Consider the following 13,172-nt stretch of genomic DNA (forward strand, 5'->3'; position numbering starts at 1 on the left):
AGCGGCCTTGTGTCGCGAAAGGGGCGCACAGCGCCCCCATTCGGTACATGAGGACACCATGGCCCCCTGGCTCACAGTTACAGGCATCGGCGAAGACGGCTTCAGCGGCCTGGGCAAGCAGGCCCGGCGTGCGCTGCTGTCGGCCACGCGCATCTTCGGCAGCCCGCGCCAGCTGGCCCTGCTGCCACGCTGCGTCACCGGCGAGCGCCTGCCCTGGCCAAGCCCGTTCTCCCTGGCCGAAGTGTTGGCCCTGCGCGGCGAGCCGGTGTGCGTGCTGGCCAGCGGCGACCCGATGTTCTACGGCGTCGGCGCCAGCCTGGCGCGCCAGGTAGCGGCCGACGAAATGCAGGTGCTGTCGATGCCCTCCTCCTGCGCCCTGGCTGCAGCCCGCCTGGGTTGGCCGTTGCAGGACGTGCAGGTGGTGTCGCTGGTAGCGCGCCCGCTGGCCGCGCTCAACGCCCACCTTTACAGCGGCCTGCGCCTGCTGGTGCTGAGCAACGACCAGCACAGCCCCGCTGCCATCGCCGCGTTGCTGCGCGAGCGTGGCTTCGGCCCCAGCCAGCTGAGGGTGTTCGAGCACCTGGGCGGCCCCGACGAACGCCAACTGGCCGGCAGCGCCGACGGCTGGCCGCACAGCGATATCGCCGCCCTCAACCTGGTGGCCATCGAGTGCCTGGCCAGCCCCGACGCCCAACGCCTGCATCGCACCAGCGGCCTGCCCGACAGCGCCTTTCGCCACGATGGCCAACTGACCAAGCGCGATGTACGCGCCATCACCCTGGCGCGCCTGGCGCCACAACCCGGCGAGCTGTTATGGGACGTGGGTGCCGGCTGCGGCTCGATCGGCATCGAATGGATGCGCGCCCACCCCAGCTGCCGAACCCTGGCCATCGAGGCCGACGAAGGGCGCCAGGGTTTCATCGAACACAACCGCGATGCACTGGGCGTGCCCGGCCTGCAACTGGTGCGCGGCAAGGCACCACAGGCGCTGCAAGGGCTTGAGCACCCCGATGCGATCTTCATCGGCGGCGGCGTCACCGGCGAAGGCGTGCTGGCCCTGTGCTGGGAGCGGCTGCGCCCGGGCGGGCGGCTGGTGGCCAACGCTGTCACCCTGCAAAGCGAAGTGATGCTGGCGCAGTTTCGCGACCTCCACGGCGGCGAGCTGACCCGCATCCACATCGCCCACACCCAGCCGCTGGGGGCTTTCGATACCTGGCGCCAGGCCTTGCCGATCACCCTGCTGGACGTGGTAAAGCCCGCCGATGCGTGAAGAAACCCGCGAACAGCCAGCGCCGCTGCGCAGCGGCCTGACCACCGGCAGCTGCGCCACCGCCACCAGCCTGGCAGCGGCGCGCCTGCTGCTGAGCGGCCAGCACAACGATGCGGTGGCCATCACCCTGCCCAAGGGCAAGGTGGTGCACATGCGCCTGGAGTTCTGCCACCTGCTCGGCGACGGCGCCGAGGCCGGCACCCTCAAGGATGCCGGCGACGACCCCGATGTCACCCACGGCGCCCTGCTGTACAGCCAGGTGCGGCTGATTGCCGAGCCCGGCGTGCGCTTTGTCGCAGGCACAGGCGTCGGCACCGTGACCCGCCCCGGGCTGGTACTGGGCGTCGGCGAGCCGGCGATCAACCCGGTACCGCGCAAGATGATCGGCGACCACCTGCAGCAACTGGCCAGCGAGTGCGGCTATGCCGGCGGTTTCGAGGTGACGGTGAACGTGCGCGATGGCGAGGCCCTGGCGCTGAAGACCATGAACCCGCGCCTGGGCATCCTCGGCGGGCTGTCGATCCTGGGCACCAGCGGCATCGTCCGACCGTTTTCCTGCTCAGCCTACATCGCCTCGATTCACCAAGGCATCGACGTTGCCCACACCAACGGCTACACACACATCGCCGCCTGTACCGGCAACGCCAGCGAAGACACCATGCGCCGGGTCTACGGCCTGCCCGAGATCGCCTTGATCGAGATGGGCGACTTCGTCGGCGCGGTGCTCAAGCACCTGCGCAAGGTGCCGGTGGCGCGCCTGACCCTGTGCGGTGGCTTCGGCAAGATCAGCAAACTCGCCGCCGGGCACATGGACCTGCACAGCCGCCATTCCAGTATCGACCTGCCGCAACTGGCCGCCTGGGCGGCTGGCATCGGTGCCGATGCCACGCTGCAACAGGCGATCATCGGCGCCAACACCAGCCAGCAGGCCCTGGCCCTGGCCCACGCCGCCGGCATCGCCCTCGGCGATGAAGTGTGCCGCCATGCCCTGGCCTTCGCCCGAAGCGTGGTGCCAGCCCAGGTGCAAGTGGAAGTGTTCGCCATCGACCGCCAGGGTGGCATCGTCGGCCAGGCAGGTGTGCCATGAGCGGGCGTATCCTGCTGCTGGGCGGTGTCAGTGAGGCCCTGGCCATCGCCCGCCGGCTAGGCCCGCAACACGTGTACAGCCTGGCCGGCATTGGGCGGGTGCCCGGCGACCTCAGCTGCCAGGTGCGGGTTGGTGGCTACGGCGGCGCCGAGGGCCTGGCGGCTTACCTGCGTGAGCAAGCTATCGACCTGCTGATCGACGCCACCCACCCCTACGCCGCGCAGATCAGCGCCAACGCCGCCCAGGCCGCGCGCAGTGCCGGGGTGACCTGCTGGGCCCTGCGCCGCCCGGCGTGGCAGGCGCAGCCCGGCGATGACTGGCGCGAGGTTGCGGGCTGGGACGAGTTGATCGCGGCCCTGGCAGCGTTCCAGCGACCGCTGTTCACCCTGGGCCGCGAGCCGCTGCAGCACCTGGACGAAATCCCGCCACACCAGTTCTGGACCCTGCGAGCCCTTGAAGCCTGCCCGGGCAATGAGCGCTGCGAGGTGATCGGTGCCCGCGGGCCGTTCAACATCGACGACGAGCGTGCGCTGTTCGAGCGGCGCCAGGTCGATGTGCTGGTGAGCAAGAACAGCGGCAGCGCGGCCACCGAGCCGAAGCTTGAAGTGGCGCGGGAGCGGGGGGTGCCGGTGTTGGTGCTCAGGCGGCCCCGGTTGCCGGATGTGGATCGGTTTTTTGAAGATCCCGAAGCGTTGCTGGAGGCGCTGGAGGCGCGTTGATGACTGGCAGGTGTTCGCCGAGAGATTTGCAGCGCCTATAAGATCGAGCGCCGCCCGCGCGGCGCATCGCGGGGCAAGCCCGCTCCTACATTTGTTTCGGGCCAGTATTTCCTGTGCCATCACCTGGTCCGCCTTGTTTGTACAACGCGATTTCAGCGTATGCGCCAATGCCGCCTCGCCGGGCTCAAGACATGCACCAAGGCAGGCGCCGGTACTTGCACAGGCATAATTGGCCCGAAACAAAAGTGGGAGCGGGCTTGTCCCGCGATGCGCCGCGCGGGCGGCGCTCGGTCTCGTAGGCGCTGCAGAACCTTCGGCGAGCACCCGGCAGCCCTGACGCTAACACCTGCAAGCGCAACCCATGGCCCCACCCACCGCTCTTGCCGTAAACTCACCTCCCCTCTACTGGAAGGCCCCACCCATATGGAAATGCAATGGTGGATCTGGCTCGTCTTCGGCGTGGCCCTGATCCTGCTGGAACTGGTCCTGCCCACGTTCTTCATTCTCTGGTTCGGCATCGGCGCCGTGCTGGTGTCGTTCATCGCCCTGCTTGCCCCCAGCCTGCAACTCGACATGCAGGGCCTGCTGTGGGTGGTGTTCTCGTCCCTCACCACACTGCTGTGGTTCAAGGTGTTCCGCAGCAAGAAGCCTGACGTGCGCTGGACCGCCGACAGCGTGATCGGCGAGGTCGGCCTGCTGACCGTCAGCGTGTCGCCATTCCAGAAAGGCCGGGTGCGCTTCCAGAAGCCGATCCTGGGCAACGAGGAATGGACCTGCGTCGCCGACAGCGACATCCCCGCCGGCGAGCGCGTGCGCCTGGCCGCCATCGAAGGCAATACCGCCCGGGTCACCCGGGCCTGAATCCGCACTAAAAGGAAGTTTGCAAACATGACCAGCCTCATCGTCGTCGGCACCCTCGCCGCATTCGTACTGATCACCGTGTTCAAGGGGGTGCGCATCGTGCCCCAGGGCGAAGAATGGATCGTCGAGCGCCTGGGCCGCTACCACAGCACCCTCAAGCCCGGCCTTAACATCGTCATCCCGTACATGGACGTGGTCGCCTACCGCCTGCCGACCAAGGACATCATCCTCGACGTGCAGCAGCAGGAAATCATCACCAAGGACAACGCAGTAATCGTCGCCAACGCCCTGTGCTTCGCCAAAGTGGTCGACCCGCAGAAGGCCTCGTACGGCGTGCAGAACTTCTCGTTCGCCGTGACCAGCCTGACCATGACCTCGCTGCGCGCCATCGTCGGCGCCATGGACCTGGACGAAGCGCTGTCCAGCCGCGAGCAGATCAAGGCACGCCTGCGCGAAGCGATGTCCGAGCAGACCGAAGACTGGGGCGTGACCGTGCGCTCGGTGGAAATCCAGGACATCAAGCCCTCGCCAAGCATGCAGACCGCCATGGAGCGCCAGGCTGCCGCCGAGCGTGAGCGTAAAGCCGACGTGACCCGCGCCGAGGGCAACAAGCAGGCGGCCATTCTGGAGGCCGAAGCGCGCCTGCAGGCGGCCAAGCTGGATGCCGAAGCCCAGGTCAACCTGGCCGAAGCCTCGGCGCGGGCCATCACTCTGGTCAAGGACGCGGTGGGCAGCGAAACCGTGCCGGCCATGTACCTGCTGGGCGAGCGCTACATCGGCGCCATGGAAAACCTGGCCGGCAGCGACAACGCCAAGGTGGTGGTGTTGCCGGCCGACCTGCAAGAGACCGTGCGCGGGCTGATGGGCCGCGGCAAGGCCTGATCGCCAGCGCTACGGAAGCGGGTATTGTGGGAGCGGGCTTGCCCCGCGCTGAGGGTCGCCCAGATAGCATCATTTCCAGGACTGGCGTTATCGCGGGGCAAGCCCGCTCCCACGTCACCACTGGAATGACGTATTGCCCCAGGTGCGGCACTTCACCGCACCCCGGCATTTTTACCTATACTCCGCCGTACAATAGCCACCACGATTCCTGACCGGATCTCTCCATGCCCCCACGTCGGCACATCGCCTGGATAGCCTGCCTTGCAGTGCTGTTCAACCTGCTGGCCATGCCGCTCTCCTCTGCCGCGCCCAAGGGCCCGGCCGAGCAGCTGCTGTGGGGCGCTTTCTGTTCGAGCATGGCGAACAAGGCCAAGGTCGATGTCCAGGCCCTGGCCAAGATCGACCTCGGCCCGCAAAGCGACGACAGCGCCAGCATGATGAACTGCTGGTGCTGCTCGGGCGCGGCGCCCCTGCTGGCCCTGCCTGGCGACCCGCCGCAACTGCACAACCCGCCGCGGCTGCCCGCAGGCGAAGCGCCAGCCCTTGCCGACTACCAGCCCACGCCGCGCCAGTTATGGCCTGCGCTCAACCCCCGTGCCTCTCCGCTGGCCTGAGTTCGCCAAGCTTTCTGCTGCCTGAACCTCGACAGACCGGAGAACCACCATGCTCAAGCAAGCCCTAGTACTGGCCGCCCTGCTGCTGCCCGGCGCCTACGCAACTGCCCATGAATACAGCGTCGGCGAGCTGCACATCGCCCACCCCTGGTCGCTGGAACTGCCGCCCAACGCGCCCAACGTGGCGGCCTACTTTGTGGTGCACAACAACGGCAAAAGCGACGACCGTCTGCTCTCGGTGGCCACCCCGATCAGCAGCGACGCACAGCTGCACGAACACGCCATGACCGCCGGCGGCACCATGAAGATGCAACAGGTGCCCAGCGTGGCGGTACCTGCCGGCAAGGACGTGGTGTTCGCCCCCAGCGCCTACCACGTGATGATCCTGCAGCCCAAGGACCGCAGCCTGCTGGCTGATGGCAAGCGCTTCCCGCTGACCCTGCACTTCGAGAAAGCCGGTGACATCACCGTCGACGTCGCCGTGCAGAAGCAACCGCCAGCCGACCAGCCAGGTCACGAACACACGCACTGACCCTGACTGGCGCTCGCCATGAGCCTGCCGCGCAACAGCTCCGCCCGCAGCACCCGCCCTGACCGCAGGCGCGTCGGTGGCGGCTGGCTGAGCCTGTTCGCCATGTGGATGATCTTCATCGGCCCACTGATTTCTCAGTCGATGCCGATGGAGCACCACGCCGGCATGAACATGTCCATGGACATGAGCATGCCGATACCCGCCAGCCACGCCCATGGCAGCGAGCACGGCCATCACCAGGGCCACGGCAACGATGGCCAGCTGCATGTGATGTGGGAAAAATGCGGCTACTGCAGCCTGCTGTTCAACTGCCCCGCCCTGCCGCAAACCCTCAGCCCGCTCAGCGCAGGCAGCCTGCTCCCGCCCGCTTACCTCACCAATGCCACGCGCCAGGGCCATGCCCGGCAGGCTGTATTCCCCGGCGCGCGCAGCCGCGCACCACCCCGCTCGATCAGCGCCTGAAGCCACACCCCAAACGCCCGAAGCCACAAAGGCTTCGCGCCTGTGCCTGACTGATCGACTGGAACCACTATGTCCAGCTGTACACCTGTATCCGCGCTTTCGCTGCGCGGCACCCTCGCCGTGCTCTGCGGCTCGCTGCTCGCGCCCCTGGCCCTGGCCGCCGAAACCGGCCACGAAGGCCATGACGTCGATGCGCCCGAGCTGAGCCCCACTGTGATCACCGCCGTGGCGCCCAGCTCGCCGCTGACCGTGGTCACCAACCCCAAGGACCCGCGCCAGCCGGTGCCCGCCAGCGACGGCGCCGACTACCTCAAGACCATCCCCGGGTTCTCGGCCATTCGCGCCGGTGGCACCAACGGTGACCCGGTGCTGCGCGGCATGTTCGGCTCGCGCCTGAACATCCTCACCAACGGCGGCGTGATGCTCGGCGCCTGCCCCAACCGCATGGACGCCCCCACGTCCTATATCTCGCCAGAAACCTACGACCGCCTCACCGTGATCAAGGGCCCGCAAAGCGTGATCTGGGGCCCCGGCGGCTCGGCCGGCACCATCCTCTTCGAACGCGAGCCGGAGAAGTTCGGTGAGCTGGGCAGCCGGGTCAACGCCAGCCTGATGGCCGGCTCCAACGGCCGCTTCGACAAGGTGCTGGACGCCGCCGTCGGCAACAGCCTGGGTTACGCCCGCTTCGTCGGCAACCAGTCGCACTCCGATGACTACGAAGATGGCAACGGCGATACCGTGCCGTCACGCTGGAACAAGTGGAACGGCGACGTCGCCCTGGGCTGGACCCCGGATGCCGACACCCTGCTGGAGCTCACCGCCGGCAAGGGCGATGGCGAGGCCCGCTACGCCGGGCGCGGCATGGACGGCGCGCAGTTCAAGCGCGAAAGCCTGGGCCTGCGCCTTGAAAAGTCCAACCTCGGCGAGGTGCTCGACAAGCTCGAGGCGCAGGTTTACTACAACTACGCCGACCACGTGATGGACAACTACAGCCTGCGCACCCCATCGGGCACCGGCATGATGGCCGGCCCCATGGCCGCCGCCGTCGACCGCCGCACCCTGGGCGCCCGCATCAAGGCCACCTGGCGCTGGGCGGATGTGCAACTGGTCAGCGGCATCGACGCGCAGACCAACGAGCACCGGGCGCGCAGCGCCATGGGTATCGACACCTACAAGGACAAGCCCTGGGACAAGGACGCCGATTTTCACAACTACGGCGCCTTCGGCGAGCTGACCTGGTTCCTCACAGGCGATAACCGCCTGATCAGCGGCGCCCGCCTGGACCGCGCCTCGGCCAAGGACTACCGCAGCGACAGCGCGACAAACGGCAACACCCGCGCCGACACCCTGCCCAGCGGCTTCTTGCGCTACGAGCATGACCTGGCGGCCGTGCCGGCCACCACCTACATCGGCCTCGGCCACGCCCAGCGCTTCCCCGACTACTGGGAGCTGTTCTCCCCCGACCAGGGCCCGGCGGGCAGCACCAACGCCTTCGACAGCATCAAGCCAGAGAAGACCACCCAGCTGGACTTCGGCATCCAGTACCAGGGCGAGCGCCTGGAAGCCTGGGCCTCGGGTTATGTCGGCCAGGTACGCGACTACATCCTGTTCGACTACCGCACCGGCATGATGGGCATGAGCAGCACCCAGGCGCAGAACATCGACGCGCGCATCATGGGCGGCGAACTGGGCGCGGCCTACAAGCTGACCGAAAACTGGAAGGCCGACGCCACCCTGGCCTACGCCTGGGGCAAGAACAGCAGCGATGGCAAGGCGCTGCCGCAGATGCCGCCACTGGAAAGCCGCCTGGGCCTGACCTACAGCCGCGACGCCTGGAGCGTCGGCAGCCTGTGGCGGGTGGTGGCGGCGCAGAACCGCATCGCCGAGAACCAGGGCAATGTGGTGGGCAAGGACTACCAGAAGAGCGGCGGCTTCGGCGTGTTCTCGCTCAATGGCGCCTACAAGGTCAGCCGCAACCTCAAGCTCAGCGCCGGCGTCGACAACCTGTTCGACAAGGCCTACGCCGAGCACCTGAACCTGGCCGGCAACGCAGGCTTCGGCTACCCGGCGGCCGACCCGCAACCTGTGAACGAACCCGGCCGCACCTTGTGGACCAAGGTCGACTTCAGCTTCTGACAACAACAAACGGGCGCGGGCCTGACCGCGCCCAACTGGCAACACGGGAGGCTCCATGAGCAAACCAAAGGTATCGTTCTACAACCTGGCCTGGCGCTGGCATTTCTATGCCGGGCTGTTCGTCGCGCCGTTCATGATCCTGCTGGCGATCACCGGGATCATCTACCTGTTCAAGCCGCAGCTCGACCCGCTGCTGTATCGCGACCTGATGGTGGTCGAGGCCGGCGAACATCGGCAGAGCGCCGACAGCCTGCTGGCCACGGTGCAACAGGTGTACCCAAAAGGCCACATCGGCCAGTACCTGCCACCGCTGAACGCCGAACGCAGCGCGCAGTTCGTGGTGCACGAAGGCGGGCGCGAACTGAACGTATTCATCGACCCCTACAGCGGCAGATGGCTGGGCCAGCAGGACGGCAAGCAGAACCTGCAGGCCATCGCCCGCGCCCTGCACGGCGAGCTGATGGTAGGCACCGTTGGCGACCGCCTGGTGGAACTGGCCGCCGGCTGGGGCATCGTGCTGGTGGTCTCGGGCTTGTACCTGTGGTGGCCGCGCGGGCGCAGCAGCGCCGGGGTGCTGTGGCCACGCTTCAGTGCACGCGGGCGCCTGCTGTGGCGCGACCTGCACGCGGTCACCGGCTTTTGGGGTTCGGCCCTGTTGCTGCTGATGCTGATCAGCGGCATGACCTGGACCGGCATGTGGGGCAAGCAGTATGCCGACCTGTGGAACCGCTTCCCGGCGGCCATGTGGAACGATGTGCCGAAGTCCGACAAAGAAGCGCGTGAACTCAACAGCGCGCACCGCCAGACCGTGCCCTGGGCGGTGGAGAACACGCCGATGCCGGTGTCTGGCGCCCACGCAGAACACGCCGGCCACCACATGATGGACCAGACACCCGCCGCGCCGCAGGTAACCCTGCAGCAGGTCGAGGACGTGGCCACCCTGCGCAAGGTCGAACCCGGCTACAGCATCACTATCCCGACCAGCGCCGAGGGTGTGTTCACCATCGCCGTGTTCGCCGACGACCCGCGCAACGACGCCACCCTGCATGTCGACCAGTACACCGGCAAGGTGCTGGCCGATGTGCGCTGGCAGGACTACAGCCCGGTGGCCCGCGCCACCGAGCTTGGGGTGATGCTGCATGAAGGCAAGATGTTCGGGCCGGTGAACCAGATCATCATCCTGCTGGTGTGCCTGATGATCCTGCTGGGTTCGGCGAGCGGGCTGGTGATGTGGTGGAAGCGCCGCCCCGAGGGCCGGCTGGGGGTGCCGCCGCTGCGCCACGACCTGCCGCGCTGGAAGACCGCCGTGGGGGTGATGCTGGTACTGGGGGTGGCGTTCCCGCTGGTAGGGGTGTCGATGGTGGTGATGTGGGTGGTGGATAGCCTGGTGGTGCGGCGCCGGGTGATGGCCAGCGCCTGAAGACGTGGTTGCCTGTTCGTGCCCTATCGCCGGCAAGCCGGCTCCTACAGGGGTATGCGATCACCTGTAGGAGCCGGCTTGCCGGCGATAGGGCACGAACAGGCACAGCTGCACTGCAAAACCAGTGTCGATCTGTCACGCCCCCATCTGGAACGGGCGTGTTAGCCTACCCGGCTACCTCGTACAAGAAGACTGACACTCAACGGAATGCAGCCAATGACCCAACCCACTCCAACGCAGGCTGACGAGCAGCACCTGCAACGCAACCTGACCAACCGCCACATCCAGCTCATCGCCATCGGCGGTGCCATCGGCACCGGCCTGTTCATGGGCTCGGGCAAGACCATCAGCCTGGCCGGCCCGTCGATCATCTTCGTCTACATGATCATCGGCTTCATGCTGTTCTTCGTCATGCGCGCCATGGGCGAACTGCTGCTGTCGAACCTCAACTACAAGTCGTTCATCGACTTCTCCGCCGACCTGCTCGGCCCCTGGGCCGGCTACTTCACCGGCTGGACCTACTGGTTCTGCTGGGTGGTCACCGGTATCGCCGACGTGGTGGCGATCGCCGCCTACACCCAGTTCTGGTTCCCGGAGCTGCCGCAGTGGATACCGGCGCTGACCTGCGTGGCGGTGCTGCTGTCGCTGAACCTGGTGACGGTGAAGCTGTTCGGCGAAATGGAGTTCTGGTTCGCCCTGATCAAGATCGTCGCCATCCTCGGCCTGGTCGCCACCGGCCTGTACATGGTCATCACCGGCTTCCAGTCGCCCAACGGCGACACCGCGTCGCTGGCCAACCTGTGGAACGACGGCGGCATGTTCCCCCACGGCCTGATGGGCTTCTTCGCGGGCTTCCAGATTGCCGTGTTCGCCTTCGTCGGCATCGAGCTGGTGGGCACCACCGCCGCTGAAGCGAAGAACCCCGAGCGCACCCTGCCACGGGCGATCAACTCGATCCCGATCCGCATCATCGTGTTCTACGTGCTGGCGCTGATCGCCATCATGGCAGTCACCCCATGGCGCGACGTGGTGCCGGGCAAGAGCCCGTTCGTCGAGCTGTTCGTGCTGGCCGGCCTGCCGGCGGCGGCGAGCATCATCAACTTCGTGGTGCTCACCTCGGCGGCCTCGTCAGCCAACAGCGGCGTGTTCTCCACCAGCCGCATGCTGTTCGGCCTGGCCCAGGAAGGCGATGCACCCAAAGCATTCGAAAAACTCTCGCGCCGCTCGGTGCCGGCCAACGGCCTGTACTTCTCCTGCACCTGCCTGCTGCTGGGCGCGGTGCTGATCTACCTGGTGCCCGATGTGGTCGAGGCGTTCACCCTGGTGACCACGGTGTCGGCGGTACTGTTCATGTTCGTCTGGACACTGATCCTGCTGTCGTACCTGAGCTACCGCAAAAATCGCGCGGCGCTGCATGCAGCGTCGAGCTACAAGATGCCCGGCGGGCGCTTCATGTGCTACGTGTGCCTGGCGTTCTTCGCCGGCATTCTGGTGCTGCTGAGCCTGGAGGCCGACACCCGCTCGGCGCTGGTGGTGACGCCGATCTGGTTCTTGTTGCTGGCGGTGACCTACCAGTTCGTGCGCAGCAAGCGCCATGCGCGTGGCGCGGTGCATAGCAACTGATGGCACATCCCCTGTAGGAGCCGGCTTGCCGGCGATGAGGCCGGCACAGGTGAACGCTGGCACCGGCTGCGCCGGTGATCGCCGGCAAGCCGGCTCCTACAGGTATCACACGCGCCCCGATCCGGTGCGCACTGAACACACGGGCACCAACCTGGCCCGCCGCAACGCCCTAATACCTCGCACAGCCCTTCTATTGCGCACCTTCGCGCCCCTCGGCACAGCCCTTGCAATCTCCGTCCTGCCAACAACAACCATCTCATCGGAGAGAGCACATGAAGCGACGCAGTCTGATCAAGGCCTTCACCCTCAGCGCATCGATCGCGGCGATGGGCCTGAGCTGGAGCATCCAGGCCGCCGAGACCATCAAGGTCGGCATCCTGCATTCGCTGTCGGGCACCATGGCAATTTCCGAGACCTCGCTCAAGGACATGGCGATGATGACCATCGACGAGATCAACGCCAAGGGCGGGGTCAACGGCAAAATGCTCGAAGCGGTGGTGGTAGACCCGGCCTCCAACTGGCCGCTGTTCGCCGAAAAGAGCCGCCAGCTGCTCACCCAGGACAAGGTCGCGGTGGTGTTCGGCTGCTGGACCTCGGTGTCGCGCAAGTCGGTGCTACCGGTGTTCGAGGAGCTCAACGGCCTGCTGTTCTACCCGGTGCAGTACGAGGGTGAAGAGATGTCGCCGAACGTGTTCTACACCGGCGCTGCGCCCAACCAGCAGGCGATCCCGGCGGTGGAATACCTGATGAGCGAAGACGGCGGCAGCGCCAAGCGTTTCTTCCTGCTGGGCACCGACTACGTCTACCCGCGCACCACCAACAAGATCCTGCGCGCCTTCCTGCACAGCAAGGGCGTGGCCGACAAGGACATCGAAGAGGTCTACACCCCGTTCGGCCATGCCGACTACCAGACCATCGTCGCCAACATCAAGAAGTTCTCCGCCGGCGGCAAGACTGCGGTCATCTCCACGGTCAACGGCGACTCCAACGTGCCGTTCTACAAAGAGCTGGCCAACCAGGGCCTGAAGGCCACCGAGGTGCCAGTGGTGGCGTTCTCGGTGGGCGAAGAAGAGCTGCGCGGCATCGACACCAAGCCGCTGGTGGGCCACCTGGCGGCCTGGAACTACTTCGAGTCGGTGGATAACCCGGTGAACCAGAAGTTCGTCGCCGACTGGAAGGCCTACGCCAAGGCCAAGGGCCTGCCGGGCGCCGACAAGGCGGTGACCAACGACCCGATGGAGGCCACTTACGTGGGCATCCACATGTGGGCACAGGCTGCCGAGAAGGCCAAGTCCACCGATGTCGACAAAGTACGTGAGGCACTCGCCGGGCAAAGCTTCAAGGCACCGTCCGGCTACACCCTGACCATGGACAAGACCAACCACCACCTGCACAAGCCGGTGATGCTCGGCGAAATCCAGGACGACGGGCAGTTCAGCGTGGTGTGGGAAACCGAGCAACCGCTGCGCGCGCAGCCGTGGAGCCCGTTCATTCCGGGCAATGACAAGCGGCCGGATTACGCGGTGAAAGGTAACTGAGTGCACTGGGGCCGCTTTGCGGCCCGAT

At 66.6% G+C, this 13,172-nt stretch carries 12 protein-coding genes; all 12 read left to right on the forward strand.

Translation table 11 applies throughout. The features are described 5' to 3' along the window. The first annotated feature begins 58 nt into the window (after positions 1-58). The 12 genes from cbiE to urtA all read left to right on the forward strand — a co-directional run bounded on the left by cbiE (position 59) and on the right by urtA (position 13,144). Positions 59-1,270 (forward strand): precorrin-6y C5,15-methyltransferase (decarboxylating) subunit CbiE, encoded by a 1,212-nt coding sequence (gene cbiE / locus KSS94_RS23980; protein WP_217840513.1) that lies wholly within the window; start codon positions 59-61, stop codon positions 1,268-1,270. Next, entirely contained in the window at positions 1,263-2,357 is a 1,095-nt protein-coding gene (locus tag KSS94_RS23985; RefSeq protein WP_217840514.1) for a cobalt-precorrin-5B (C(1))-methyltransferase, read from the forward strand. The genes cbiE and KSS94_RS23985 overlap by 8 nt, the downstream gene beginning before the upstream one ends. Next, positions 2,354-3,076: a cobalt-precorrin-6A reductase gene (locus KSS94_RS23990; RefSeq protein WP_217840515.1), complete on the forward strand. Its 723-nt coding sequence runs from the start codon at positions 2,354-2,356 to the stop codon at positions 3,074-3,076. The genes KSS94_RS23985 and KSS94_RS23990 overlap by 4 nt, the downstream gene beginning before the upstream one ends. Positions 3,077-3,499: 423 nt before the next feature. Continuing rightward, positions 3,500-3,937, forward strand: coding sequence for an NfeD family protein (locus KSS94_RS23995; protein ID WP_217840516.1), 438 nt, complete (start codon positions 3,500-3,502; stop codon positions 3,935-3,937). Between the two features lie 27 nt (positions 3,938-3,964). Continuing rightward, positions 3,965-4,819, forward strand: coding sequence for an SPFH domain-containing protein (locus KSS94_RS24000; protein WP_217840517.1), 855 nt, complete (start codon positions 3,965-3,967; stop codon positions 4,817-4,819). Between the two features lie 224 nt (positions 4,820-5,043). Next, on the forward strand, positions 5,044-5,433 hold the full coding sequence (locus KSS94_RS24005; RefSeq protein ID WP_217840518.1) for a DUF2946 domain-containing protein: 390 nt from the start codon (positions 5,044-5,046) through the stop codon (positions 5,431-5,433). A gap of 49 nt (positions 5,434-5,482) precedes the next feature. Next, a complete protein-coding gene (locus KSS94_RS24010) occupies positions 5,483-5,965 on the forward strand; it encodes a copper chaperone PCu(A)C (protein ID WP_217840519.1) in 483 nt (160 codons plus the stop codon). A gap of 18 nt (positions 5,966-5,983) precedes the next feature. Then, a complete protein-coding gene (locus KSS94_RS24015) occupies positions 5,984-6,427 on the forward strand; it encodes a DUF2946 domain-containing protein (RefSeq protein ID WP_217840520.1) in 444 nt (147 codons plus the stop codon). 69 nt (positions 6,428-6,496) lie between these two features. After that, positions 6,497-8,563 (forward strand): TonB-dependent copper receptor, encoded by a 2,067-nt coding sequence (locus KSS94_RS24020; protein WP_217840521.1) that lies wholly within the window; start codon positions 6,497-6,499, stop codon positions 8,561-8,563. A gap of 55 nt (positions 8,564-8,618) precedes the next feature. Further along, positions 8,619-9,983 (forward strand): PepSY-associated TM helix domain-containing protein, encoded by a 1,365-nt coding sequence (locus tag KSS94_RS24025; protein WP_217840522.1) that lies wholly within the window; start codon positions 8,619-8,621, stop codon positions 9,981-9,983. Between the two features lie 216 nt (positions 9,984-10,199). Further along, on the forward strand, positions 10,200-11,606 hold the full coding sequence (gene cycA, locus KSS94_RS24030) for a D-serine/D-alanine/glycine transporter (protein WP_217840523.1): 1,407 nt from the start codon (positions 10,200-10,202) through the stop codon (positions 11,604-11,606). Between the two features lie 272 nt (positions 11,607-11,878). Next, entirely contained in the window at positions 11,879-13,144 is a 1,266-nt protein-coding gene (urtA, locus tag KSS94_RS24035) for an urea ABC transporter substrate-binding protein (RefSeq protein ID WP_217840524.1), read from the forward strand. The last annotated feature ends 28 nt before the right edge of the window (positions 13,145-13,172 follow it).

Origin of the sequence: Pseudomonas fakonensis, from assembly GCF_019139895.1 — a bacterium.
In the GTDB taxonomy this organism is placed as follows: domain Bacteria; phylum Pseudomonadota; class Gammaproteobacteria; order Pseudomonadales; family Pseudomonadaceae; genus Aquipseudomonas; species Aquipseudomonas fakonensis.

Bases quoted from the DNA above. Each gene is read 5' to 3' on its own strand.
- KSS94_RS23995 (WP_217840516.1), top strand. From the start codon at position 3,500: ATGGAAATGCAATGGTGGATCTGGCTCGTCTTCGGCGTGGCCCTGATC.
- cycA (WP_217840523.1), top strand. From the start codon at position 10,200: ATGACCCAACCCACTCCAACGCAGGCTGACGAGCAGCACCTGCAACGC.
- KSS94_RS24010 (WP_217840519.1), top strand. From the start codon at position 5,483: ATGCTCAAGCAAGCCCTAGTACTGGCCGCCCTGCTGCTGCCCGGCGCC.
- cbiE (WP_217840513.1), top strand. From the start codon at position 59: ATGGCCCCCTGGCTCACAGTTACAGGCATCGGCGAAGACGGCTTCAGC.
- urtA (WP_217840524.1), top strand. From the start codon at position 11,879: ATGAAGCGACGCAGTCTGATCAAGGCCTTCACCCTCAGCGCATCGATC.
- KSS94_RS24020 (WP_217840521.1), top strand. From the start codon at position 6,497: ATGTCCAGCTGTACACCTGTATCCGCGCTTTCGCTGCGCGGCACCCTC.
- KSS94_RS24000 (WP_217840517.1), top strand. From the start codon at position 3,965: ATGACCAGCCTCATCGTCGTCGGCACCCTCGCCGCATTCGTACTGATC.
- KSS94_RS24015 (WP_217840520.1), top strand. From the start codon at position 5,984: ATGAGCCTGCCGCGCAACAGCTCCGCCCGCAGCACCCGCCCTGACCGC.
- KSS94_RS23985 (WP_217840514.1), top strand. From the start codon at position 1,263: ATGCGTGAAGAAACCCGCGAACAGCCAGCGCCGCTGCGCAGCGGCCTG.
- KSS94_RS24005 (WP_217840518.1), top strand. From the start codon at position 5,044: ATGCCCCCACGTCGGCACATCGCCTGGATAGCCTGCCTTGCAGTGCTG.
- KSS94_RS24025 (WP_217840522.1), top strand. From the start codon at position 8,619: ATGAGCAAACCAAAGGTATCGTTCTACAACCTGGCCTGGCGCTGGCAT.
- KSS94_RS23990 (WP_217840515.1), top strand. From the start codon at position 2,354: ATGAGCGGGCGTATCCTGCTGCTGGGCGGTGTCAGTGAGGCCCTGGCC.